Genomic DNA, 23,104 nt, shown 5'->3' with positions numbered 1-23,104 from the left:
ACCATGTGCCCCCAAGCATGGTTCGGCAGCCTTCTGTCTTAATCGACGGGCGCGCGATTGGGCCGGCGGGCCGTGAAACACCCAGAATGGATCCCATGGATATCAAGCATTTCGGAATTCTGGGGGCCGGCCGGGCCGGCACCGCGTTGGCGCGGGTCGCTGCGGCGCAAGGCCTTGAGGTCCAGATCGCCTCCACCCGAACGCCGAGCGCGATGAAATACCACCTGGCGCAGTACGCCACCAAGGCCCGGGCAGTTTCCGCCGAGGACGTGGCGCAAGGTGTGGACCTCGTGGTGCTCATGGTGCCCCAGGAGGAGCTGGAGGACGTCGACCCGAAGACGCTGGCCGGAACCGTCCTGGTGGATGCCACCAACCGCTGGGAGGACGAACCGCTGCCGCAGTGGTTCGAGCACGGACTGGAGTCCGGGCTTACCAGCAGCGAGGTCATCGCCGCCCGTTTCGCGGGCTGCCGCGTGGTCAAGGCGCTGAACCACATCAGCCACTGGGACCTGGATGCGGACAAGGCCTCCCGGCGCAGCGCCCAGCGCGCCCTGGGGATCGCCTCGGACGATGCCGAAGCCGCCGAAGCGGTGGCGCAGCTGGTCCGCAAGCTCGGCTTCGCGCCGGTGATCCTCAAGAACCTGGCCGCCGGACGCATGCTGGAACCGCAGGGCCCGGTCTTCAACGAGGTGCTGGACGCCGAGAGCCTGCGTCGGCTGGTCGGAGCCGACGGGTAAGCCTGCTGCTCGGACAAGACGGTTCCATCCAGCGGGACTGGGTCCCGGTGAGTCGAACGCGCACAGCTAATCTTCTGGTTACTTTTGGTCCGTTTCGAGAGGATGCCCACGCATGTCCGACACCAGCACGTTTAACATTTCAGCCAGCAGCATCGACAGCTGGGATTTCGAGGCCGACGTGGTCGTCGCCGGCTACGGTATCGCCGGGGTGAGCGCCGCCATCGAGGCAGCCCGCGCCGGATCCGAGGTGCTGGTGCTTGAGCGTTCAGGCGGCTGGGGCGGCGCCGCGTCCATGGCCGGCGGCTTCATCTACCTCGGCGGCGGCACGCCGCTGCAGCAGGCCCTGGGCTTCGAGGACACGACGGAGAACATGAAGGCCTTCATGAAGGCAGCGCTGGGCCCGGGGACCGACGATGCCAAGATCGACGCCTACTGCGAAGGCAGCGTGGAGCACTACAACTGGCTGGTGGACGCGGGCGTCGTCTTCAAGGAGTCCTTCTGGGGCCAGCCCGGCTGGGAGCCGCCCTACGACGACGGGCTGATGTACTCAGGCGGCGAGAACGCCGCCCCGTTCAGCGCTTCGATTCCCCCGGCCCCGCGCGGGCACGTGCCGCAGATGTCCGGCAAGAAGACCGGCGAGCAGGGCGGCGGCTACATGCTCATGAAGCCGCTGGTCGACACCGCGCAGGCCCTGGGCGTGCGCGCCGAATACGATCTGCGCGTCCAGTGCCTGGTCATCGATCAGGACGGGCGCGTGGTGGGCGTCGGGGCCAAGCGCTACGGCGAGGACGTCTTCGTGTTGGCTCGCCAAGGCGTGGTCCTGGCGATGGGCAGCTTCGCCTACAACGATCAGATGGTCCGCGCCAACGCCCCGCGCATCCTTGGCCGCCCGGCCGCATCCATCGAGGCGCACGACGGGCGCGCCATCGCGATGGGCCAGTCGATCGGCGCCGCCACCGCCCACATGGACGCCACCGAGGTCGCGTTCTTCTGCGATCCGCAGCTGCTGGTGCGCGGCATCCTGGTCAACGGCCGCGGCCAGCGCTACATCACCGAGGACACCTACCCGGGCCGGATCGGCCAGGCGACGCTGTTCCACCAGGAGAACCAGGCGTTCCTGGTCATCGACGAGGCCGCCTTCGAGGAAGGCTCAGCCAGCGAGACCTCCAGCCCGGAGCTGCTGATGCAGCCGACCTGGGTGGCCGAGTCCGCCGCTGAGCTGGAAGCCGAGATGGGACTGCCCGCGGGCAGCCTGCAGGCCACCATCGAGCAGTACAACCGGTTCGCGGTGCAGGGCACTGATCCCCTGCTGGGCAAGAACCAGAAGTGGGTCAAGCCGCTGCAGGGCGCACTGGCCGCGATCGACCTGCGCGGCCGCACCGGAGGATTCACCCTGGGTGGGCTGCAGACCGATGCCGACTCACGGGTCCTGCACGTTTCGGGCGCACCGATCCCGGGACTTTTCGCGGCGGGTCGTTGCACCTCGGGAGTCTGCGCCGGAGGCTACGCCAGTGGCACGAGCCTGGGCGATGGAAGCTTCTTCGGCCGCCGCGCCGGAATCAGCGCGGCCCAGGAAACGAGCGTTCAGAATGAATTGGCGGCCGCCCAGGGCGGCAAGGCCTGATTCTTGAGAAGTTCGCGAATCGGGTTCGCACCCCGCGTGGCACCATCGCTTCTGAAGCACGTCCGGCCCGGGAACGCGCCCGGGCCAGACACCGTTTCTTGCCTATAAGCCCCGTTCGGGGCATATAAAAAATCCCCGGTTGACCGAAGTCAACCGGGGATTTACCTGTGCGCGAAAGGGGACTTGAACCCCTACCCTCTATTCGAGGACCAGCACCTCAAGCTGGCGCGTCTACCTATTCCGCCACCCGCGCAGGTTGTCTGTTGTTCGCGTTGTTATCGCTGGCAACGAAGTAAAACTTTACCACCGCTTCCGCGTGAATTCCAATCGGGCGCCAGCCGGCCCGAAGAGGCCGAAACTCCCGGAATTTCGCGGAATAAACGCGGTTGAGTAGGCAGTTTCAGCGATCGTGGCGAAAATTCGTGTCAAGGGTCACAACATTTTCACCCGAATTTCCGGTTTTCCGTTCCTGCGGACGTAAGCTGGCAGCGATTCCGGCAATCCACCACACTTGGGCCCAGGAGCGAGCGACATGAGCGGACACCACGACAAGCCAGCTAAGCCCGATGTCTCGGGCATGCTCCCCCTGGACGATGGGCACCAGATGCATTGGGAGCAATGGGGCAATCCCGACGGCCAACCGGTGATGTACCTGCACGGCGGCCCGGACGGAACGCTGGGCGCGAGCGGCTATCGCCACCGCTGGAACCTGGAACGAACCCGGCTCGTCGCCTTCGAGCAACGCGGCTGCGGCAGGTCAACTCCCTCCGCCGCCAATCCTCTGGTGCCGCTCTTAGACTTCACCATGGCGAAGCTCATCAGCGACATCGAAAGGCTGCGCAGGTCATTGGGCATCAAGCAATGGGTACTCAACGGCGTCTCGTGGGGATCCACCCTCGCGCTGTCCTACGCGCAGGCCCATCCCGAACGGGTGTCGGGCCTCGTGCTTTTCGCGGTCACTTCCACCAGCGTGGCTGAAGTCCGCTGGATCACCGAGACGGTCGGTGCGGTCTTTCCCGAGGCCTGGGACGAGTTCGCGAGCTTCGCCGAAATCCACCATCCCTCCTACACCCGCGGCTCCGGCCGCATCGTCAAGGCCTACGCCGACCTGCTGGCCTCACCCGACCGGCAGCTGCGCGACGCGGCTTCGCAGGCCTGGGCGCTGTGGGAGGATACGCATGTTTCCCTGGGCCGGGATCCCGTGGTGCGCGACCCGCGCTGGGACGATGCCCGCTTCCGCCATGCCTTCGCCAGGCTCACCACGCATTTCTGGTCGCACGCAGGATTCAACGACCCGCCGCTGCTGGAGCGGATGGACCGCATCGAGCACCTCCCGGGGATCCTGGTCCACGGCAGGCAGGACGTGTCTGGCCCGCTGCGCACCGCGTGCGAGCTGCATCGGTGCTGGCCCGGCTCGCAGCTGGTGATCTGCGAGCACGACGGGCACGGAGGCGAGCAGATGACAGCCCACTGGGAGTCAGCCAACAACACGATGCTCGATCGGCTCAGTTGATAGCATCAAGGGTGGGCCGTTGCCGCGGCCTGTTCGTTCATTAGGAAATCCGGAGCCCTCCGATGCGCATTGCCATGCTCTCCTTGCACACCTCCCCCATGCAGCAACCCGGGTCGGGCGATGCCGGCGGCATGAACGTGTACATCCAGAATCTGTCCTTCGCGCTGGGCGCGCTGGGACACGAGGTGCACATGATCACGCGCACCGCCGCGGACTCCGAATCCCGGCAGGTCGCCGAGGGCGTGTGGATGCACCAGGTGCAGATCGCCGCGCACCAGCAGCTGGACAAGGAAGACCTGCCGCAGATCATCGACCCGGCCGCGGCCGCAATCTCCGCGCACCTGCACGGCCTGGACATCGACATCATCCACGCCCACTACTGGCTCTCGGGCATGGTGGGGCTGCAGCTGGCCCGCGAGTTCTCCGCCCCGCTGATCGTCTCGATGCACACCTCGGCCGCCGCAAAGGAATTCGAATCCGGCATCGAGGAGCCCGGGCCGCGCAAGGAGGCCGAGAAGCAGCTGCTGGCCGAGGCCTCGCGCGTCATCGCCAACACCCCGGTGGAGGCCCGCCAGCTGGCCCGCTTCTATGAGGTGGACCGGCAGAAGCTGGACGTGGTGCTGCCTGGGGTGAACCACCGCATCTTCCACCCCCAGCAGGACAAGCTCTGCCGTCCGCTGGGCCCCGACGACCTGCACCTGGTCTACGCCGGACGGCTGCAGCCGCTCAAGGGCGCCCACGTGATGCTGGAGGCGATGGGCCGGGCCCGGCGCAGCCATCCGCAGCTGCGCATCACCGCCTCGCTGTTCGGGGCGCGCTCCGGCAGCGCCGACTACGACCTGCAGGCGCTGGTGCAGCGAGAGGGCCTGGACGACCTGGTGCGCTTCTTCGGTCCGCTGAAGCCACAGCAGCTGGCGGCGGTCTTCGCCAATGCCGACGTGGTCGCGGTGCCCTCGCTGTCGGAGACCTTCGGCCTGGTCGCCGCCGAGGCCCAGGCCTGCGGTACCCCGGTGCTGGCCAACGCGGTTGGCGGGCTGGGCTACGCGGTGCGCGACGGCTACTCCGGATGGCTCATGCCTGAACCGGACCCGCAGCTGTGGGCGCAGAAGCTCGTCGAGCTGGCCGGCAACCCGCGGATGGTCACCCAGGCCGGGCACGACGCGCTGGAGCATTCGGGCGAGTTCACCTGGGAGCGGGCCGCGGTGGCCTCGCTGGCCAGCTACCGCATGGCGCAAGGCGCCCTGATCGGCTGAGCCCCCGCACAAGCGGCGATGGCGCAGGACCGTAGAGGTCCTGCGCCAACGCTGCTTGTCTTAGGCCTGCGTTTGTAGCGTGAGCTCGAAGTGCGGTTTGCCCTTGCGGGGGCTCCACGCCGCCACCTCGAAGCCCGCCTCGGTGCGGGTGAAGGCCAGATCGACGCTGGCCGGCAGCACCACCGGGGTCTTGAACTCGATGCTCCAGCGGTACTCGCCCGCCGCCGGCTCGATGCCGGACAGCGCGCGGGCGGCCAGGTAGATGCCGTGGGCGATGGCCCGCGGCATGCCCAGCGCCTTGGCGCTCAGCGCGGAAAGGTGGATCGGGTTGTAGTCCCCCGCCACCGCCGCCCAGCGCCGCCCGGTCCCGGCATCCAGCGTCCAGGACGCGGTGCGCTGCGGCGGATCGAAGGCAGCATGCACCGATTTCTCCGGCACGGCGCCTTCGAGCTTCACGCCCTTGGCCAGGAAGGTGCTGCGCAGCTCCATCCGCTGTTGCCCGTCCACCACGATGCGCACCACCAGGTCGAAGGCCGCGCCCTTGGGATGGGCGGCTAGGTTCTCGCTGCGCACCTCCACGTCGAAGGCCTCGTCCTCGGCCAGCGGCCGGCGCACTGCCACCTGGTTGCGCAGGTGGATCATGCCCAGCAGCGGCAGCGGGAAGTCGCCTCGCAGCATCAGCGACATGGCCAGCGGGAAGGCCAGCGAATGCACGTAGAGGCTGGGCAGCACCCCGTTGGCCGGGGCGCCGACCGCGCGGCGGAACGCATCCAGGCCACCGGGGTCGGCCGCGGCCGAGCGGTGGACCAGCACCGTGGTGGGCAGCACCGGATTGCGCCCCTTGCGGCCCAGGGTCTTCACCGCCTTGGCGTAGACCGAGCCCATGGACGGGATCTGCTCGACCAGTTCGGCGCCCATCTAGGCACCCACCAGCGACTGCCCGCACACGCGCAGCACCTGGCCGTTCAGGCCGGCGGCGGCGTCCGAGCTGAGGAAGGAGATCGCCTCGGCGACGTCCTGCGGCAGCCCGCCCTGCATCAGCGAGGGCAGCACCATGCGCGCCACGGTGCGGGTGCCCAGCGGGATCTTGGCGGTCATCTCGGTTTCGATGAAGCCCGGGGCCACCGCGGCAATGGAGCCGCCCTGCTCGGCGAACAGCTTGGCGCTGGAGCGCACCATGCCGATCACCCCGCCCTTGGAGGCGGCGTAGTTGGTCTGCCCGCGGTTGCCGGCAATGCCGGAGGTGGATGCCAGCGAGACCACGCGCAGCCCCGGCAGCTGGGCGGCGAGGAACGCCTCGTTCATGCGCAGCTGCGAGGCGATGTTCACCGCGATCACCGAATCCCAGCGGGCCGCGTCCATGTTGGCCAGCAGCTTGTCGCGGGTGATGCCTGCATTGTGCACGACGATGTCCAGCGAGCCGTGGCGGCCGATGGCGTGGTCCATGATCTGTTGCGCGGCGTCCTTCGCGGTGACGTCCAGCTGCAGGGTGGTCGCGCCGATCTGGTTGGCCACCGCGGCCAGCGCCTCGCCGGCGGCGGGCATGTCCACCACCACCAGCTGGGCGCCGTCGCGGGCCAGGGTGCGGGCGATCGAGGCGCCGATGCCGCGCGCGGCGCCGGTGACCACGGCAACCTTGCCAGCCAGCGGCTTGCGGAAGTCGGCAGGCAGCTCGCCGTCGGTGCTGCGCACGGTGAGGAACTGCCCGTCCACGTAGGCGCTGCGTCCGGAGAAGAAGAAGCGCAGCGCGCCCAGGGTTCCGGGGCTGAGCAGGTCGGTGCCCTCGGTGAGCACGATGCCGTTGGCGGTGGCCCCGCCGCGCATTTCGCGGCCCAAGGAGCGCATGGCGCCGTCGATGCCCTGGCGCACCGCAGCCAGGGCCGGGGCGTCGGTGTCCAGCGCCGGGCGGGAAATCGAGACCACGCGGGCCCCGGGCACCAGCTTGCGCAGCGCCGCGCCGGCGGCGAGCATGAGCGGCGAGAGCTGCTCGGGGTGGGTGAGCTCGTCCAGCAGCAGCACCAGCCCGCCCAGCTTCGCGTCCCCGGCATCGTGGCGGCGCACGTCCAGGTCCCAGCCCATCAGCGTGTCGCTCAGTTCCTGGGCGCGGGCCGAGCTGCCCAGCACCAGCACCGGGCCGGGCAGCAGCGGGGTGGTTTCCCCGTAGCGGCGCAGCCGCGGCGGGCGCGGCAGGCCCAGCAGCTTCGCGAGCTTCTTGGTCATGCCGGTGTTGACCAGTTCCATGTACTTGTCTGCCATTACTTGCGTGCCTCCACGATCGCGACGACTCCCTGGCCTCCGGCGGCGCACACGGAAACCAGTGCGCGGCCGCTGCCCTTTTCTGCCAGCATCTTGGCGGTGCTGGCGATGATGCGCCCGCCGGTGGCGGCGAACGGGTGCCCGGCCGCCAGCGAGGAGCCGTTCACATTCAGCTTGCCCCGGTCGATGGCCCCCAGCGGCGCATCCAGTCCCAGCTTCTCACGGCAGAACGTCTCGTCCTCCCAGGCGGCCAGCGTGGCGAGCACGGTGCCGGCGAAGGCCTCGTGGATCTCGTAGAAGTCGAAGTCCTGCAGGGCCAGGTTGTTGCGCTCCAGCAGGCGGGCGGTGGCGTAGGCAGGGGCCATGAGCAGGCCCTCGGCGCCGTGCACGAAGTCCACCGCGGCGGCCTCGAAGTCCACGAAGTTCGCCAGCATCGGCAGATCGTGCGCGGCGGCGAATTCCTCGCTGCCCAGCAGCACCGTGGAGGCGCCGTCGGTCAGCGGGGTGGAGTTGCCGGCGGTCATGGTGGCCTCCTCGCCCAGGTTCTTGCCGAAGGCGGGCTTGAGCTTGGCCAGCTTCTCAAGGGTGGAGTCGGCGCGCAGGTTGTTGTCGCGCGAAAGCCCCTTGAACGGGGTCAGCAGGTCGTTGAAGAAGCCGCGGTCGTAGGCGGCGGCCAGGTTCAGGTGGCTTGCCAGCGCCAGCTCGTCCTGGGCTTCGCGGGTGATGTTCCAGGCCTTGGTGGTCAACGCCTGGTGGTCGCCCATGGACAACCCGGTGCGCGGCTCGCCGGTGCCCGGGGCGCTGGGCGCCAGGTGCGAGGGGCGGATCTTGGCCAGCGCCGCCAGCTTGGCCTTGGTGGACCTGGCGCGGGAGAGCTCCAGCAGGATGCCGCGCAGCGATTCGGAGACCGCGATCGGCGCATCGGAGGTGGTGTCCACGCCGCCGCCGATGCCGGATTCGATCTGGCCCAGCTTGATCTTGTTGGCCAGCGAGCCGATGGCCTCCATGCCGGTGGCGCAGGCCATCTGCACGTCGTAGGCAGGGGTGGCAGGGTCCAGCGAGCTGCCCAGCACGGATTCGCGGACCAGGTTGAAGTCCTTGGAGTGCTTGAGCACCGCGCCGCCGGCGACGGCGCCGAGGCGCTGCCCCTGCAGCCCGAAGCGCGCCACCAGGCCTTCCAGCGCGGCGGTGAACATGTCCTGGTTGGAGGCGTTGACGTAGGCGGTGTTTGACCTGGCGAACGGGATGCGGTTGCCACCGATGATCACGGCATTGCGCACTGAGGGCTGGCTCATCTGGGTTGAACTCCTAAAGGGAATTTGATGTGACAGGTATTACTGTAACCAAGAGTACATGATACTGTGAGTAACGTGAACAAGATCACCGAAGTATTCGACCCGGCAGCCGACGGCCGCGCCTCCCGCTGGGAGGCCCACCGCACCGCCCGCCACGAGGAGCTGCTCAAGCTCGCCCGCAAGGCGGTGCACCAGCTCGGCCCGCAGGTTTCCATCCAGGAGATCGCAAACCACGCCAAGACCTCCAAGCCGGTCTACTACCGCTACTTCGGGGACAAGGAAGGGCTGCGCCAGGCGCTGGGCGCGATGGTCATCAACGACTTCCGCCAGCGGGTGATCGCCGCGGGCCTGGCCAAGCAGGACGAGGCCAGCGCGCTGCACGCGATGGTCACCGCCTACCTGGAACTGGCGGCGAACTCCCCCAACCTCTACTTCTTCGTCACCGCAGTCCCCCGGGACTCCGGTGCCACCGACGACGCCTCCGGCGCGCTGAACGACTTCTTCGAGGAGATCAGCTCGCTGATCGCCCAGCGGCTGACCGGACTGCCGGCCGCCGCCGGCGCCACCGCGATCAGCCTCTGGCCGCGCGCGGCGCTGGGCATGGTGCGCGCCGCCGGCGAGCAGTGGCTGCGCCAGCCCGAGAGCGGCGGCAAACCCAGCTTGGCCGCACTGGCCGACGAACTGAGCCGCTGGCTGGTCCACGGCATCGCCGCCCGCTAGCAACCATCCCGACACCCAACCCGTCAACATTGTGCAGTGAACGAAAGGTACCGACATGAGTGAGACCCGCATCGACGTCAAGGCCCTGGCCGAGCAGCTTCTCGGCCCCTACGCCGAGGTCCGCAAGGCCTCGCGCGCCCGCGCCGCCCGCCCCGAGCTGCAGCGCGACCCCTCGCTGCCGATGGACGCGCACCGCGCCCGCGTGCTTCAGCAGCTGGGCATCCTGGTCCAGGAGCAGGCGGTGCAGCGCGCCTTCCCGGCACAGTTCGGCGGCCACGACGACCACGGCGGCTCGCTGGCCTCTTTCGAGGAACTGGTTGCCGCCGACCCGTCGCTGCAGATCAAGGCAGGCGTGCAGTGGGGCCTGTTCGCGGGGGCGATCCTGCACCTGGGCACCGCGGAGCACCACGCCAAGTGGCTGCCGGACGCCATGAGCCTGAAGACCCCCGGCGCCTTCGCGATGACCGAGATCGGCCACGGCTCGGACGTCGCAGCCGTCGCCACCACCGCCACCTATGACGAGGACACCGAGGAATTCGTCATCCACACCCCGTTCAAGGCCGCCTGGAAGGAATTCCTGGGCAACGCGGCGCTGCACGGCAAGGCAGCCACCGTCTTCGCCCAGCTGATCACCAAGGGCGTGAACCACGGCGTGCATTGCTTCTATGTGCCGATCCGCGATCAGGACGGGCAGTTCCTGGACGGCGTGGGGGGCGAGGACGACGGCCTGAAGGGCGGGCTGAACGGCATCGACAACGGCCGGCTGCACTTCACCAAGGTGCGGGTGCCGCGCACCAACCTGCTCAACCGCTACGGCGACGTCGCCGCCGACGGCAGCTACAGCTCCCCGATCGCCTCGCCGGGCCGCCGCTTCTTCACCATGCTCGGCACCCTGGTCCAGGGCCGCGTCTCGCTGGACGGCGCCGCCACCAGCGCCTCGAAGATCGCCCTGCAGATCGCGGTGACCTACGCGAACCAGCGCCGCCAGTTCAACTCCACCTCGGACACCGAGGAGACCACGCTGCTCGACTACCAGCGCCACCAGCGCCGCCTGCTCACGCGTGTGGCCCGCACCTATGCCTCCTCCTTCGCGCACGACGACCTGCTGGACAAGTTCGACGCCGTCTTCTCCGGCCGCGAGGACACCGACGAGGACCGCCAGGACCTGGAGACCCTGGCCGCGGCGCTGAAGCCGCTGAGCACCTGGGACGCGCTGGACACCATCCAGGAATCGCGCGAGGCCTGCGGCGGCTCGGGCTACATGGCCAAGAACCGGTTCAACCAGCTCTACAACGACCTGGACATCTACGTCACCTTCGAGGGCGACAACAACGTGCTGCTGCAGCTGGTGGGCAAGCGCCTGCTCACCGACTACGCCTCGGAGTTCCGCAAGCTGGATACCGGCGCGGTGGCCCGCTACGTGGCCAAACAGGTCGGCAGCACCGCCCTGCACCGCTTCGGGCTGCGCGGCGTGGGCCAGTCCTTCGCCGACGTGAGCGACGAGCGCAAGAGCGCGAACTTCTTCAAGGACCCCGCCAACCAGCGCGCGCTGCTCACCGAGCGCATCAACGCCAAGGTCGTCGAGGTCGCCGGCGCGCTGCGCGCCGCGGGCAAGGACCCGGTGAAGGCGGCCAATGCCTTCAACGAGAACCAGGACCTGCTCATCTCCGCAGCCCGCGACCACGGACAGCTGCTGCGCTGGGAGGCCTTCACCGCCGCCCTGGCCAAGATCCAGGATCCGGCCACCAAGGAGGTGCTGACCTGGCTGCGCGACGTCTTCGCGCTGACCGTGATCGAGGACGACCTGGGCTGGTTCCTGGCCAACGGGCGCCTGTCCATGCAGCGTGCCCGCACCCTGCCGGAGTACGTCAACCGGCTGCTCGCCCGCCTGCGCCCGCACGCGCAGGATCTGGTCGACGCCTTCGGCTACACCCAGGAGCACCTGCGCGCGGAGATCTCCTCCGGAATCGAGGCCCAGCGCCAGGACGAAGCGATGGAATACTTCCGCCGCCTGCGCGCCAGCGACAACGCCCCGGTCAGCGAGAAGTCCCTGCGCAAGAGCGGCGCCAAGGCCTAGCCTGAACCGCCGAACCGCGTGAATGCCTGCGGGCCCCGCCGTCCTCCCGGATGGCGGGGCCCGCAAGTGCTTAGGGGTACGTGTAGCGCCTGCCAAGCAGCCAACCGACGTCGGACGTTACTTCAAGCAGGTATTAGGCGGGCAGAAGGAAGACCGATATCCAATATGCCTGTCGAGGCGCTAACTCCGGAAAGAATTCCTCTCGGCTCTTTGCGCCATGGCTCCTGGATGAGGAAGCGAGACCCCTCAAACTAGGACAGCTCGTGGAATTGCGGCTCGAAACCGGTTGACGTAGTACTAGCTGGCTCGATGCAAAACCTGACGGCGTTCACGATCGACGAATCCCGCAGTCTTCTTTTGGCCGTACTTGTCTTCGTATTTGCGCATGATCTTTTCTGCCAGCTCTTTTTCGAAATCCGAAATCGGTTCGGCCTGACCTGACTGAATTCGCTGGCTCAGAAAGCCTATTTCGCTAGATCGCATAGTCATCATCTGCCTCACGTTCATTATCGCCTGCTGCCTCTTCATCGTCTACAACCGATCCCGAACCTTGCAGGACCACTTGGTACATTAACTCTTCCAAGACAGCACCATGCTTCCCAAGCAGCACGTCGATGAAGCTAAGTCCGACTATGCGCTTGGCGCTCGAATCCGACACAGCCATGTCGATTGCCCATTCAACTTGTTTTCTGGCGCTTTCTTCCGCCGCTGTTGCCTTCGTGACACTGGAGCAGTAAACCGTTGCCGCGTACGCGACACTCGCGGCCGCCACTGCGAAGATGCCTGCAGCTGGCGGCCCAGACCAAAATGACCGCCAGAAAGAATCATCCAGAACAAATGGCGGCAGCTACCTTGCCAGGGCAAAACCAAAAAATGAAAGCCAGCAAAGACAGGACGAATGGAATTCTCTTAACCCGACCGAAGTGCTGGGGGACGCTTCTAATCATTCTCAGGATGAATCCGCCCTGTCGGCTGTACTGCCAAAGTTGCAGCGATAGCCGAGTCCATGGCAATACCGTATTCCATGGAACCTAGAATTTGTCTGCATATCGGTGTAACGAGATTGGGCCAGAAATTCATCATCCCGCGCATCGCTAATGGGAATATCGACCACAAATACCGGAAAGCAGAAGCGCTAATCCGCTGAGCACGCTATATCTTAGGCGGCTCAACAGGAACCGTCTCCAGGAGGTGCTATTGCTGGACCGTATCTGAGCCGTTGATTGGACGAATGATCCAGGCTTCCTGAGTGCGATACATGGTAGATCTTTGGACCATCGCGGGTGATGCCCAAAAGGGACTGTGCTTCCACTGAGATCCAGAAATACCAGAAAGCGAACTTCCACCACAGCAGGTCGGCTGTTGATTGCTGCCGTCCAAGGAAAGGCGCCAATGCCACGCCAACGCGTCGAGGAGCAGAGCCTCGATGCTTTGAATTGTTGAAGCTTGTTAACTGCAGCTCGGGCAATCCCGAAGTAGTCTTTGAAAAGATATTCACCGCATAGGACGTCGCCCTACGATAGTCGTTGCGCCAACGCGATGATCAACCCCTCGGGACCACGGATGTAGGCCATGGACCAGATGCCCTCGTATTCCCCGATGCCCCCGATCAGCCCGTAGCCGCGTTCCTGCAGCCGGCTCACCAGCAGGGGCAGGTCCTCCACTTCGAAGGCCAGGCTGCGCAGACCCAGTTCGTTGGCCATCGCCCCCGGCTGTCCGGGCCCCGGCGCCGGGCGGTCGAAGCTGGACAGCTCGATGCAGACTTCGGTTCCTGGCACCGCGAGCATCACGATATTGGTGCGCGAATCCGGGATGCCGCAGACGGTGTCGAGGAACTCCCCCTCCATGCCTTCCTGGCTTCCCTGGACCTCCAGGCCCAGCTCCACGAAGAACTCGGTCACCGCTTCCAGGTTCGACACCGTGACGCCGACATGGTCGAACCTCTTGATCTGGGGCATTGGTGCATGGCTCATGGCTCTTCCCTCTCCACGGGGTTTCCGGTACTTTAGGCGCAGGTTATTGCGCCTCATGCTACGCCCGCGGTGCGACGGGTCCAAGCAGATTCGGCGGCTCCCAGACGAGAAACAGGCAGGCAGAATGAGCATCGAGATCTTTCCGGCAGATGCCGAGCGGTTGAACGACATCCGGCAGATTTTCGGCATGACCGGCGATCCTTCCTGGTGCAAGTGCCAGTACTTTATCGACGAGAACTGGAACCAGGGCGCCGATGCCAACGACTTGGCGCTGCAGACGCAGGTCTGCACCCAGGAGGTCCCGGCCGGTCTGGTGGCCTACGCGGACGGCGAGCCCGCCGGTTGGGTGCAGGTCGGGCCGAGCACGCGCTATCCCCGATTCAAGCCGCGGGGCCACCAGGCGGCGCACTCAATCTGGGCGCTGACCTGCTTCGTGGTCCGCGACGGCTACCGGAAACGCGGGGTTGCCCGCGAACTGCTGCGCGCGGCGATCGGGCATGCGCGGGATGCCGGGGCCGAGTTCCTGCGCGCCCGCCCCACCGACACGGCGATCAATGCGAAAAACAGCGCCGGGCTGTTCACCGGCGTGCTCAGCAGCTTCCGGGCCGAAGGTTTCGAGATTGTGAACCGCAACCACAGCATGACGCTGGTCCAGCTTCGCCTCGCGGCCGAACCCACGTAGGCTGACCTCGACAGCCGCGGTGGTCACCCGCGTGGTTCGACAACGAAGAGGCTCCCCATGAATCCCCAACCGGAAATGGTTCGTTCGCGGCAGCTGGCTTGGCTCGGCGTCGGGGCGGCACTGCTTTCCATGTTCACCACGAGCTCGGCAGTCCTGCAGTTCATCTGCCTGACCCTGGGCGCCATTCTGTTCATCATGTCCGCCCAACGGCTCCCCGCAGACACCGGCGCCAAGGGATTGCCTTCCCGCAAGGCGCTGATCGTGCTGCTGGGTATCGCCGCCGCCTCGTTTGTGCTGCGCTTCGTGCTGCTGCTGGCGGTTTCCACGCCTGCGCCCTACGCCGACTACATGCCGGAGACCGGGCCGCGGGCAACCCAGTTCATCGCCGCGAATACGACGTTCTTCTACCTTTTCTCGGTGCTGGTGATGTTCGGGGCCACGCTCGGCGCAGCGTTGGCTCTGTTCGGCCGCAAGCAGCGCACCGCCTGAGCAATTCAGTCGCTAAGCGGCAGGCTGCGGCCGATAGAAGGTGAAGGCGAGCACCCCGGCCAGGGCCGCCAATCCCAGGGTGGGGATCATCAGCGCAGGGTCCATGGTGACCCGCGTCGGGTCCTGAGCATCCAGCTGGGAGGCGATCAGTGTCAGGTGCATTGCGTTGACTCCCAGCGCGAAGAACACCCCGAGGCCAACCCCGACCCGGGCCAGCAACGCCGAGGCGCCGCGGCGGGCGATGGCCAGCCCGCAGACCAGGGCGCACAACACGATGGCCGTGGCCGAAAACAGCAGGTTGATCCCGAACAGCGGTTCGAAGCCGCCGGCGATATTCTGCTCGTTCCACTGCGTGGCCAGTTCCTCCGGCAGCCGCTCGGAGGAACAGACCGACCACAGGCGATCACTGCGGAGACCAGCGCGATGCAGGCAACGGTCCCCCAGCCCCAGGAGCGGTCGTAGCCGCGCAGGTCCCACTTGGCCACTACAATTCCCCTTCCACCCGGTCCGCAGGCAGCGGCGCGAGGAATTCAAGCCGGTTGCCGAAGGGATCGCGCGTATGGAAGCGCTCATAGCCTTCAAAGCTGGTGCGTTCGCTGAAATCCACCGGGCAGCCCAGCGCGCGCATGCGTTCGCCCATGGCTTCCAATTCCTCGCGGCCGGCCACCAGCAGCGCCGGGTGCGCCTTTGCAGGCGGCTCGAACTCCGGGTCGACACCCAGGTGCAGTTCCGCGCTGATCGCGCCCTCGTCGTAGGCGCGGAACCAGCACCCGCCACGGCCGCGCAGCGCCTCCGGCTTTGGCACCTCGGTGAATTCCAGCGCTCCGGCGTAGAACTCGCGGGTGCGCTGCTCGCCGCCGGGCTGCATCGACAGCTGCACGTGGTGGAGTTTCATCGGCGGTGCCTACGGGTTGCGTTGTCTGGCTAGCCGTCGAGCTCTGCGACCTCGACCAGCCCACGGCGGGTCGGGACCGGGGCCACGTGGGTGCCGGCGGGTGAGACCAGCTGGACCTGAAGCAGGCGAGGGGCGTTGCCCTGCGCGGTGTGCAGGATCCACGGACCGACCATCAGGTAGGAGTGGTCGTTTTCCGCCTCGGTAACCACGCCGGTGACCACGAAGTCGCCGTAGGGCTCCTGGCTGAAGGAGGCGACCACCAGGTCGCCGTGCGTCAGGTCCGCCGCCTCGACGGCCTGCGGCTCGAAGCTGCCGTCGAATTCCGCGGGGAACGCGCGCACGTCCTTGTCCGGCTGGCGTACCGCGCTCTCCTCGCCGTCCGACCCCTTGGCAGTCTTCTTGGCCGCGGCGGCGTTCAGCCCGCCGACCATCAGGTCGTCGAGTACCGTGGCGTGGGCCTGCCCGCTGATTAGGAAGTTGCCGAAGCGCGCGGTCTTGTAGAGCACCGAGACGACGTCGCCCGCCGACACCGTGCCGAAGGCGGCCTTCATGCCTGCCACGTCGCGCTTGGAGGGTCCCTTGATAAAGGTGTCCACTGGTACTCCCGTTCCTGCTTGTCCTGCGTTCTCTGGCTTAACCCTATTCGACCCCCGAATCGGTGGCGAATCAGCGCCTTGCGCGCCCCACGGCATGCGGTAGGCTGAAGCGGCCGGCCAAAATTCTGCCGTGCAAGTAGTCTCAAACACTTGTTTCACAGCTAAGCTGGTGTGGTGGACACACTAGAACGCTATGCACCGAATGAAAACCTCCGCCGGGACGAGGCCGCGCTGCGCGCCGCCGACATCACCTGGCACTTCGCCGAGGTCCAGCTGGATCTTTCCAACGCGGTCGACCCGGCCGCCACCAGCTACCAGTCGGTGACGACGCTGAACTTCGACACCGCCAGCGGCGAGACCTTTGTGGACTTCATCCACGAGTCCGTGCAGGAGGTCCTGGTCAACGGCAACCCGATCGACCTGGACGACGCAGTGCTCGACGCCCGCATCTACCTGTCAGGGCTGCGCACCGACGCGCCGAACACCGTGAAGATCACCGGCCAGGCCATCTACTCGCGCTCCGGCGAGGGCCTGCACCGCTTCGTTGACCCGCAGGACGGCGAAACCTACCTCTACACCCAGTTCGAACCCTCCGAGGCCCGCCGCGTCTTCGCCTGCTTCGAGCAGCCGGATTTGAAGACCAGCTACCGCTTCACCCTCACCGGTCCTTCGGCTTGGCATCTGGCGAGCAACCAGCCGATCGTGGACGAGGTCTTCCACGAGAACGGCACCAAAACCGTCGCCTGCTCCCCCACCCCGAAAATCTCCTCCTACATCACCGCCGTGCTGGCAGGCCCGTACCACGTGGTGCGCGACGAGCACGTGCAGCAGCTGGCCGACGGCGAGGAACTGGTCATCGAGATGGCAGCCACCTGCCGCGCCTCGCTGGCCGAGCACTTCGACGGCGAAGAGATCCTGGAGCTGACCAGCCGCGGGCTGGCCTACTTCCACGAGCTGTTCGACTACCCCTACCCGTGGGGCAAATACGACTCGGCCTTCGTGCCCGAGTACAACCTGGGCGCCATGGAAAACCCCGGCCTGGTCACCTTCACCGAACGCTACGTCTTCACCTCGCACGCCACCGAGGGCCAGCACGAGCAGCGCGCGAACACCATCATGCACGAGATGGCGCACATGTGGTTCGGCGACCTGGTCACCATGAAGTGGTGGGACGACTTGTGGCTCAAGGAGTCCTTCGCGGACTACATCGGCACCCTGGCCAACGATGCGGCCACCGACTTCACCACCGCGTGGACCACCTTCGCCGCCCGCCGCAAGGCCTGGGCCTACGTGGCCGACCAGATGCCGACCACCCACCCGATCGTCGCCGACATTCCCGACCTGCTGGCAGCCGACCAGAACTTCGACGGCATCACCTACGCCAAGGGCGCCTCCGTGCTCAAGCAGCTGGCGGCCTTCGTCGGCGCGGACGCCTTCCGCGACGCCGCGCGCAGCTACTTCCGCACCCACGCCTACTCCAACACCTCGCTGGATGACTTCCTGCAGGCACTTGAATCGGCCAGCGGCCGCGACATGGGCCAGTGGGCCGACGCCTGGCTGAAGACCAGCGGCGTGCCCAAGCTGCGCGTGGACTACGCGGTGGACGAGGCAGGGCTGGTCACCGAGGCGACCCTCGTGCAGTTCGGCACCGACCCGATCAGCGGCGAGCCGATCCGCCGACCGCACGTGCTGACCGTCGGCGCCTACACCCTCTCCGAGGGCGCGCTGACCCGCAGCGCGGTGCAGTCGGTGGAGCTTACCGGCGAAAGCGCGCCCCTGGACTTCCTGGTCGGCCAGCCGGCTCCGGCCTTGGTCCTGCCCAACGACGGGGACGAGACCTACGCGCTGATAGAGTTCGATCCCGCCTCCAGGGCCACGTTGCTGGCGAACCTCTCCGGCCTGGCCGACTCGCTGCCGCGCGCCACCTGCTGGGCGTCGCTGTGGGACGCGGTGCGCTCGGCCACCCTGGACGCGCAGAGCTACGCCGGCGCGATCCTGGACCACGCGCACACCGTCGCCGACGCCGGCGTGTTCGGCGTGCTCACCGACCAGCTGGTGTCCACGATCTCCCGCTACGCCGCGCCGGAGCTGCGCGCCGGGCTGCGCGACCGCGCCGCCGCCGTGCTGACCGGCTGGCTCACCCGGTTCGAGGCAGGCAGCGACCAGCAGATGACCACCGCCCGCACCCTGGTCAAGCTGGCCCGTGCAGGGGTGGCCGGAGAGGTCGTCGACGCATTCCTCGCAGAGGGCGAAAACCAGTACGCGGTTCCCGTGGACGAGCAGCTGCTCTGGGATTCCTACGTGGCGCTGGCGGCCTCCGGCCGGCTGGACGAGGCCGCCGAGCAGCGTATGCACGCCGCCGCGAAGGCCAACCCGACCAGCGTGGCGCTGAACGCCGTGCGCACCGCGCTGGCCGCCCGCCCGGATGCCCAGGTCAAGGAGCACGCCTTCGACACCGTGTTGATGGCCCGCGACGAGGACGGCGCGCTGTCCAACGACGCGCTCTCGGCGGTGGCCCTGGGCTTCTCGATGGGTTCGGCCTCGCTGCTGGCCCCGTTCGAGCAGCGCTACTGGGCGGCGATCCAGCCGGTCTTCGAGACCATGAGCATGGAGTTCGCCACCCGCGTCATCGAGGGCCTGTACCCGATGAACCAGGACCTGGAGGGAGCGATCGAGCAGAACACCGCGCTGGCCGATGCCACCGCATGGCTTGAACGCCACGAGTCAGCCCCCAAGGCCCTGCGCCGTATCCTCATCGAGGAGCGCGATGCGCTGCAGCGCGCGCTGAACGCCCAGGCCTTCAGCCGCACCAGCCGGTAGCAACCCGCCAGCCTCCGGGCCTTGCGCTGAGCACTCAGCGGCAACGGCCCGGGGCTGGCGTCAATTTCATCCGCGCACGCGCCGACAAGCCCTGGTTGCGAAGTCGTCAAGCGCAGCGATCACTTTGGGTGCGATCCACGCCCTCTGCCCGTTGACATGGCCCGCGGCCTTCAATGCACCCGCCTGCTCAATGCGTTCGATACTCCGGTAGGCGGTACTGGAGGATTGGCCGGTGGCGTGCATGAGCAGCTGGGCGGTCATGGCCGGTTCGCGGAATATCAGTTCCGTTGCCTGCTTCAAGCCTTCGCCGGGTGGCCGAAGGAACCCCGCAAGAACCTGTTCGCGGACATTTCGGATGTCCGCGGCCAGCTTCCTGCCGTTGCCAGTCGCCCTCAAAGTGGACTTAGCGAACATATCCACGATGGGTTCGATGTCGCCCTCGCGGTAGGCTCCGAGTGCATCGAAATATGCCGCGGTATCGGTGAGCAAGCCGGATGACACCGGAATCGTGACCTTTTCGGTAACTCCCTTATTCCTCAGCATCGACCCGACCAGCGCGCGGCCGGTTCGACCGTTGCCTTCCGGGAAGGGATGGATGGTCTCGAACTGCGCATGGGAAATGGCCGTCTGCGTCAGCGCGGGAATATCATCACGCTGCATGAACCGCACCAAATCGGCGATGCCCGGGCCGACCCTGTCCTTGTGCGGAGGATCAAGCATGGCTGAATGCGGGGAATTCCGGCCAATCCACACTGCTTCAGTGCGGAAGCATCCAGCTAGCTGGGGCTCGGAGCTTTCAATCACCCCGCGGTGCATGGCCAGGATGTTCTCGCTGCAGAGGTTTTCCGCGAGGTCGATTGCCTCCGACCTGGCGGAAATATTGGAAGCGACCAGGGCAGCATTGACGCTGGGGCGCTCCCCCAATCGAGCCAAGGCCAGGCGCCGCGCGCCAACGGTCAGGTTCTCGATCTGCGAGCTGGCTGCAGACTCGCTTCGGAGCAGCAGTGCGGCAAACGGTGCGGCGGCATCACCCAGATCACGGTCGAAGCGAACGGTCTCGATCGTGGCTTCTCCGACCAGCGCAGAGGTTCGCCCTGAAACCCGCGGGTCGCAATCCGCGATCTGCGGAACAACTGCGGCCCTAGAGGGGCCGCGGGCTCGCAGTCGCTACCGGGCGAATGAGTCGCATCCGCAGCTACCAGCCACGCGATCTCCTCAAAGGCAAGAGCTGGCCATGTGGGACGGCATTTCACCCTGGATTCCGGGTCGCGGTGAACGGACCATTGGCTAGGCAGCTTCCAGGGTCTGGGAATGAGCTTCACCTACTATTCCCACAAATCACAAGATGCGGGAATACAGGGCGGCTCCATGCCCAATGGCTTCCCAGCGAATACCGCGCCCGGCCTCGCGTCCGGGTTACGGAACCCTGGCCGTCCACTGTTCGGTGTCGAACTTCGTCGCGGCCAGTTCGCGGGCTGCCTGGCGGGACTTCTCGTCCAGTTCGGCACGCACCGCGCCGGTGCGCTGCGCGAAGGTGTCCATCATGACCTCGATGATTTCCCCACGGGTCAGCTGCGTCTGCGACTTCAGCGGATCCACGCGCTTGACCGCGGAGGTGATGCCCTTGTCGGAGATCTTCTCGCGCCCGATGCGCAGCACCTGGGTCATCTTCTCGGCGTCGATGTCATAGCTCATCGTCACGTGGTGCAGCATGGCCCCGTTGGCCAGGCGCTTCTGCGCGGCGCCGCCGATCTTTCCCGCCGCCGTCGCGATGTCGTTCAGCGGCTTGTAGTGCGCGGTGATGCCGATCTTCGCCAGCGCTTCCATGACCCACGAATCCAGGAACGGGTAGGAGTCCGCGAAGCTCATGCCGTCCACGAGTGATTCCGGGGCGTAGAGCGAATAGGTGATGCAGTTGCCGGCCTCCATGAACATGGCCCCGCCGCCGGAAATGCGGCGCACCACCTTGATGCCGTGATGTTCGGCCTGCTGGCTGTCGACCTCGTTGCGCAGCGACTGGAACGAGCCGATGACCACGGCGGATTCGTCCCAGTCCCAGAACCGGATGGTGGGCTTGCGCTCTCCCTTGGCGATCTGCCGGGTCAGCACCTCGTCCAGGGCGACCTGCTCGGCCACCGGTATGATCTCCGGGCCCAGGATCTGCCAGTCATGGTCTTCCCACTTGGTGGCGTGGCCCAGCGCGCGGCGCACCACCCGGGCCACTGCATCGGCATCAAAACCGAACATCACCGCGCCCTCGCGCAGTCTTGCGGTGACCGCGTCGCGGATGGTGGAGTGGCTGGCATCGGTGCGCAACCCGGTGAGCGCTGCATTCAGGTCTTCCAACGCGTCATCGGGCTCAAGGAAGAAGTCCCCGTTCAGCGAAGCGGCGGTGATCACCTCATCCGCGGTATCCAGATCCACAACGACCAGTTTGCCGCCGACTACCTTGTATTCACCGTGATGCATCATGCAGCTATTCTATCCCTGACCACCAGCGCGACGAGCGGTTGGGCCTTGGCGCTCACGCGGTGAGGCGCACCGCGGTGCGTCCGCGCACGCGGCCTGCGAGGATCTCTTCGGCCCGGTCCAGCACCTGCTCGAGTTCGATGGTGGTGCTCATCCCTGCAAGCAAGCTGAGATCGAGATCCTCGGCCAGCAGCTCCCAAGCCCGGGTCCGGGTGGCCAGCGGCGCGCTGACGGTGTCGGCCCCGGCCAGGGTGACATCGCGCAGAATGTGCGGGAAGACGGTAATGGACAGCTCCGCGCTTTGGGCCATGCCGCAAGCGACCACCAGTCCCCCGTACGAGGTTTGGGCCAGCACGTTGGTCAGGGTGGTGCCCCCGGCCACGTCGATCGCGGCGGCCCAGAGCTGTTTTTGAAGTGGGCCGCCAGCGTCGCCGGCCAGCGTCGCGCGGTCGATGATCCGTTGCGCACCGAGCTCCTTAAGGTACGCTGCTTCCTCGTCGCCGCGCCCGCTGGAGGCGACCACCTGGTAGCCATGGCGGGCAAGCAGCGCGCAGGCGATCGAGCCCACGCCGCCGGCTGCGCCGGTGACCAGGACCTCGCCGTCGCTGGGAGCCACTGCCGAGTCGAGGATTTTCTGCACGGCGATCGCGGCCTCGAACCCTGCCGTGCCAATCGCCGCGGCTTGATGCGCGGCGAGCGTGCCGGGAAGCCTGACGAGGAAGTCGGGTGCGACCCGCGCTTGCTCTGCATACCCGCCATGGGTGCTTTCGCCAATCCCGGACCCGTTGAGGATGACGGTGTCGCCGGAGTTCCACTCGGGACTTTCCGACCGGGTGACACGTCCGACAATATCGATTCCAGGGATCAAAGGCCAGGAGCGCGCAATGCCCTGCCCGGTCAGGGCGAGCCCGTCCTTGTAGTTCAGGCTGGAGTACAGCACGTCTAGTTCGACGGGGCCGGCAAGAAGGCCCGGATCGGCATCCGTGAGACGCGCCGCGGCGCCCTTGGACTCGATGAGCAGTGCGCGCATGTTCTACTCCTGTTGACTTGCTACCCGGTCGGTGCATGGATCGTGTGGTTATCCGGGCCCTGTCGCGCCGAAGCATCCAACGGGGGCCCAGGACCGATAAGTCCGGCAAGCACCACGATACGACGACTCTAGCCAATGGCCGTTGCCTCGGGCAACCTCCCCGGCTGATTGCCCGGCGAGCATGCGGCTAATCCCGGGACGCCTTGGAGAATGCGGGCATCTGCGGTTAAAGCAGCAACGGCGTGCTTCCAGAAAATCTGGAAACACGCCGTGAAAGCCTGCGAGGGGCGAAGAATTACTTCTTGCCGCCGAAGCCCTTGAAGCGGGCGTTGAAGCGCTCGACACGACCGGCGGTGTCCATGATGCGCTGCTTGCCGGTGTAGAACGGGTGCGAAGCTGCCGAGATTTCGACGTCGATGACCGGGTAGGTGTTGCCGTCTTCCCACTCGATGGTCTTGTTCGAGGTAGCGGTCGAACGGGTCAAGATCTTTTCGCCGGAAGCCAGGTCGTTGAAGACAACTGGGCCGTACTGCGGATGGATATCAGCCTTCATAGCTATACACCTTTTTGTTTGTGGCCACTGGATTTTGCCAGCAGCTGATTACTCGGAAAATTGCGCCTGCGCACGGCCCACCGGGTGGATCGAAACACACAGACATTCCATCTTAGCTCACG

General features: G+C 66.5%; 23 protein-coding genes and 1 tRNA gene. 10 read left to right on the top strand and 14 right to left on the bottom strand.

Going from position 1 to position 23,104, the window contains the following annotated elements:
• Window positions 1-95 precede the first annotated feature (95 nt).
• Together ACTX90_RS08510 and ACTX90_RS08505 are read left to right on the top strand one after the other, a co-directional pair.
• Window positions 96-737, top strand: coding sequence for an NADPH-dependent F420 reductase (locus ACTX90_RS08510; RefSeq protein WP_047119086.1), 642 nt, complete (start codon window positions 96-98; stop codon window positions 735-737).
• A 112-nt stretch (window positions 738-849) separates the two neighbouring features.
• On the top strand, window positions 850-2,361 hold the full coding sequence (locus tag ACTX90_RS08505; RefSeq protein WP_443443868.1) for an FAD-dependent oxidoreductase: 1,512 nt from the start codon (window positions 850-852) through the stop codon (window positions 2,359-2,361).
• A gap of 168 nt (window positions 2,362-2,529) precedes the next feature.
• On the opposite strand, the gene ACTX90_RS08500 is transcribed toward ACTX90_RS08505, so the two are convergent.
• Window positions 2,530-2,614, bottom strand: a tRNA-Leu gene (locus ACTX90_RS08500).
• Between the two features lie 279 nt (window positions 2,615-2,893).
• On the opposite strand from ACTX90_RS08500, the gene ACTX90_RS08495 reads away from it, so the two are divergent.
• Both ACTX90_RS08495 and ACTX90_RS08490 read left to right on the top strand, forming a co-directional pair.
• A complete protein-coding gene (locus ACTX90_RS08495) occupies window positions 2,894-3,874 on the top strand; it encodes an alpha/beta fold hydrolase (RefSeq protein WP_443443866.1) in 981 nt (326 codons plus the stop codon).
• 62 nt (window positions 3,875-3,936) lie between these two features.
• Window positions 3,937-5,127, top strand: a complete 1,191-nt coding sequence (locus ACTX90_RS08490; protein WP_443443865.1) for a glycosyltransferase — start codon at window positions 3,937-3,939, stop codon at window positions 5,125-5,127.
• Between the two features lie 60 nt (window positions 5,128-5,187).
• Here the strand turns inward: ACTX90_RS08490 and ACTX90_RS08485 are convergent, their stop codons facing one another.
• The 3 genes from ACTX90_RS08485 to ACTX90_RS08475 are packed head-to-tail and all read right to left on the bottom strand — an operon-like array spanning window position 5,188 to window position 8,678.
• A complete protein-coding gene (locus tag ACTX90_RS08485) occupies window positions 5,188-6,045 on the bottom strand; it encodes a MaoC family dehydratase (RefSeq protein ID WP_443443863.1) in 858 nt (285 codons plus the stop codon).
• A complete protein-coding gene (locus ACTX90_RS08480) occupies window positions 6,046-7,383 on the bottom strand; it encodes a 3-oxoacyl-ACP reductase (RefSeq protein ID WP_443443861.1) in 1,338 nt (445 codons plus the stop codon).
• Entirely contained in the window at window positions 7,383-8,678 is a 1,296-nt protein-coding gene (locus ACTX90_RS08475) for an acetyl-CoA C-acetyltransferase (RefSeq protein ID WP_443443859.1), read from the bottom strand. Before ACTX90_RS08475 ends, ACTX90_RS08480 begins: the two co-directional genes overlap by 1 nt.
• A gap of 66 nt (window positions 8,679-8,744) precedes the next feature.
• Between ACTX90_RS08475 and ACTX90_RS08470 the strand changes: the two genes are divergently transcribed.
• Window positions 8,745-9,398 (top strand): TetR/AcrR family transcriptional regulator, encoded by a 654-nt coding sequence (locus tag ACTX90_RS08470; protein ID WP_244910769.1) that lies wholly within the window; start codon window positions 8,745-8,747, stop codon window positions 9,396-9,398.
• 55 nt (window positions 9,399-9,453) lie between these two features.
• Complete coding sequence (locus ACTX90_RS08465; RefSeq protein ID WP_161448251.1) at window positions 9,454-11,475, top strand: acyl-CoA dehydrogenase family protein; 2,022 nt, start codon at window positions 9,454-9,456, stop codon at window positions 11,473-11,475.
• A 297-nt stretch (window positions 11,476-11,772) separates the two neighbouring features.
• On the opposite strand, the gene ACTX90_RS08460 is transcribed toward ACTX90_RS08465, so the two are convergent.
• Both ACTX90_RS08460 and ACTX90_RS08455 read right to left on the bottom strand, forming a co-directional pair.
• Complete coding sequence (locus tag ACTX90_RS08460; RefSeq protein ID WP_146955788.1) at window positions 11,773-11,958, bottom strand: hypothetical protein; 186 nt, start codon at window positions 11,956-11,958, stop codon at window positions 11,773-11,775.
• Window positions 11,948-12,247, bottom strand: coding sequence for a hypothetical protein (locus ACTX90_RS08455; RefSeq protein WP_113606223.1), 300 nt, complete (start codon window positions 12,245-12,247; stop codon window positions 11,948-11,950). Before ACTX90_RS08455 ends, ACTX90_RS08460 begins: the two co-directional genes overlap by 11 nt.
• A gap of 7 nt (window positions 12,248-12,254) precedes the next feature.
• On the opposite strand from ACTX90_RS08455, the gene ACTX90_RS08450 reads away from it, so the two are divergent.
• Window positions 12,255-12,473 carry a hypothetical protein gene (locus ACTX90_RS08450; protein WP_146955786.1) on the top strand — a complete coding sequence of 73 codons (219 nt, stop codon included), beginning with the start codon at window positions 12,255-12,257 and terminating at the stop codon, window positions 12,471-12,473.
• Between the two features lie 516 nt (window positions 12,474-12,989).
• On the opposite strand, the gene ACTX90_RS08445 is transcribed toward ACTX90_RS08450, so the two are convergent.
• Window positions 12,990-13,448, bottom strand: a complete 459-nt coding sequence (locus ACTX90_RS08445; protein ID WP_443443856.1) for a VOC family protein — start codon at window positions 13,446-13,448, stop codon at window positions 12,990-12,992.
• Between the two features lie 124 nt (window positions 13,449-13,572).
• Between ACTX90_RS08445 and ACTX90_RS08440 the strand changes: the two genes are divergently transcribed.
• Window positions 13,573-14,130 carry a GNAT family N-acetyltransferase gene (locus tag ACTX90_RS08440; RefSeq protein WP_181727994.1) on the top strand — a complete coding sequence of 186 codons (558 nt, stop codon included), beginning with the start codon at window positions 13,573-13,575 and terminating at the stop codon, window positions 14,128-14,130.
• A gap of 57 nt (window positions 14,131-14,187) precedes the next feature.
• Window positions 14,188-14,619: a hypothetical protein gene (locus tag ACTX90_RS08435; RefSeq protein ID WP_113606220.1), complete on the top strand. Its 432-nt coding sequence runs from the start codon at window positions 14,188-14,190 to the stop codon at window positions 14,617-14,619.
• A gap of 12 nt (window positions 14,620-14,631) precedes the next feature.
• Here the strand turns inward: ACTX90_RS08435 and ACTX90_RS08430 are convergent, their stop codons facing one another.
• Genes ACTX90_RS08430 through ACTX90_RS08420 form a run of 3 tightly spaced genes read right to left on the bottom strand, consistent with a single transcriptional unit; the run spans window position 14,632 to window position 16,110 of the window.
• Window positions 14,632-15,096, bottom strand: a complete 465-nt coding sequence (locus ACTX90_RS08430; protein ID WP_443443855.1) for a hypothetical protein — start codon at window positions 15,094-15,096, stop codon at window positions 14,632-14,634.
• A gap of 7 nt (window positions 15,097-15,103) precedes the next feature.
• Window positions 15,104-15,514: a VOC family protein gene (locus ACTX90_RS08425; RefSeq protein ID WP_443443853.1), complete on the bottom strand. Its 411-nt coding sequence runs from the start codon at window positions 15,512-15,514 to the stop codon at window positions 15,104-15,106.
• Between the two features lie 29 nt (window positions 15,515-15,543).
• Window positions 15,544-16,110 (bottom strand): hypothetical protein, encoded by a 567-nt coding sequence (locus tag ACTX90_RS08420; RefSeq protein ID WP_443443851.1) that lies wholly within the window; start codon window positions 16,108-16,110, stop codon window positions 15,544-15,546.
• A gap of 174 nt (window positions 16,111-16,284) precedes the next feature.
• Between ACTX90_RS08420 and pepN the strand changes: the two genes are divergently transcribed.
• The gene (gene pepN / locus ACTX90_RS08415; protein WP_443443849.1) at window positions 16,285-18,930 is read left to right on the top strand and encodes an aminopeptidase N; all 2,646 of its coding nucleotides are present in this window, start codon (window positions 16,285-16,287) and stop codon (window positions 18,928-18,930) included.
• Between the two features lie 66 nt (window positions 18,931-18,996).
• Here pepN and ACTX90_RS08410 read toward each other — a convergent pair whose 3' ends face one another.
• The 4 genes from ACTX90_RS08410 to ACTX90_RS08395 form a co-directional block, all read right to left on the bottom strand.
• Window positions 18,997-19,746 (bottom strand): Fic family protein, encoded by a 750-nt coding sequence (locus ACTX90_RS08410; RefSeq protein WP_443444007.1) that lies wholly within the window; start codon window positions 19,744-19,746, stop codon window positions 18,997-18,999.
• A gap of 600 nt (window positions 19,747-20,346) precedes the next feature.
• The gene (gene lplAB / locus ACTX90_RS08405) at window positions 20,347-21,402 is read right to left on the bottom strand and encodes a lipoate-protein ligase LplAB (RefSeq protein WP_113606216.1); all 1,056 of its coding nucleotides are present in this window, start codon (window positions 21,400-21,402) and stop codon (window positions 20,347-20,349) included.
• 52 nt (window positions 21,403-21,454) lie between these two features.
• On the bottom strand, window positions 21,455-22,429 hold the full coding sequence (locus tag ACTX90_RS08400; protein WP_443443847.1) for an MDR family oxidoreductase: 975 nt from the start codon (window positions 22,427-22,429) through the stop codon (window positions 21,455-21,457).
• A 295-nt stretch (window positions 22,430-22,724) separates the two neighbouring features.
• Window positions 22,725-22,982, bottom strand: coding sequence for a type B 50S ribosomal protein L31 (locus ACTX90_RS08395; protein ID WP_047119068.1), 258 nt, complete (start codon window positions 22,980-22,982; stop codon window positions 22,725-22,727).
• Window positions 22,983-23,104 lie beyond the last annotated feature (122 nt).

It is taken from the genome of Glutamicibacter soli (assembly GCF_052322135.1).
Taxonomy (GTDB): Bacteria; Actinomycetota; Actinomycetes; order Actinomycetales; family Micrococcaceae; genus Glutamicibacter; species Glutamicibacter soli.
This window is presented reverse-complemented; position numbering and strand designations above follow the sequence as displayed.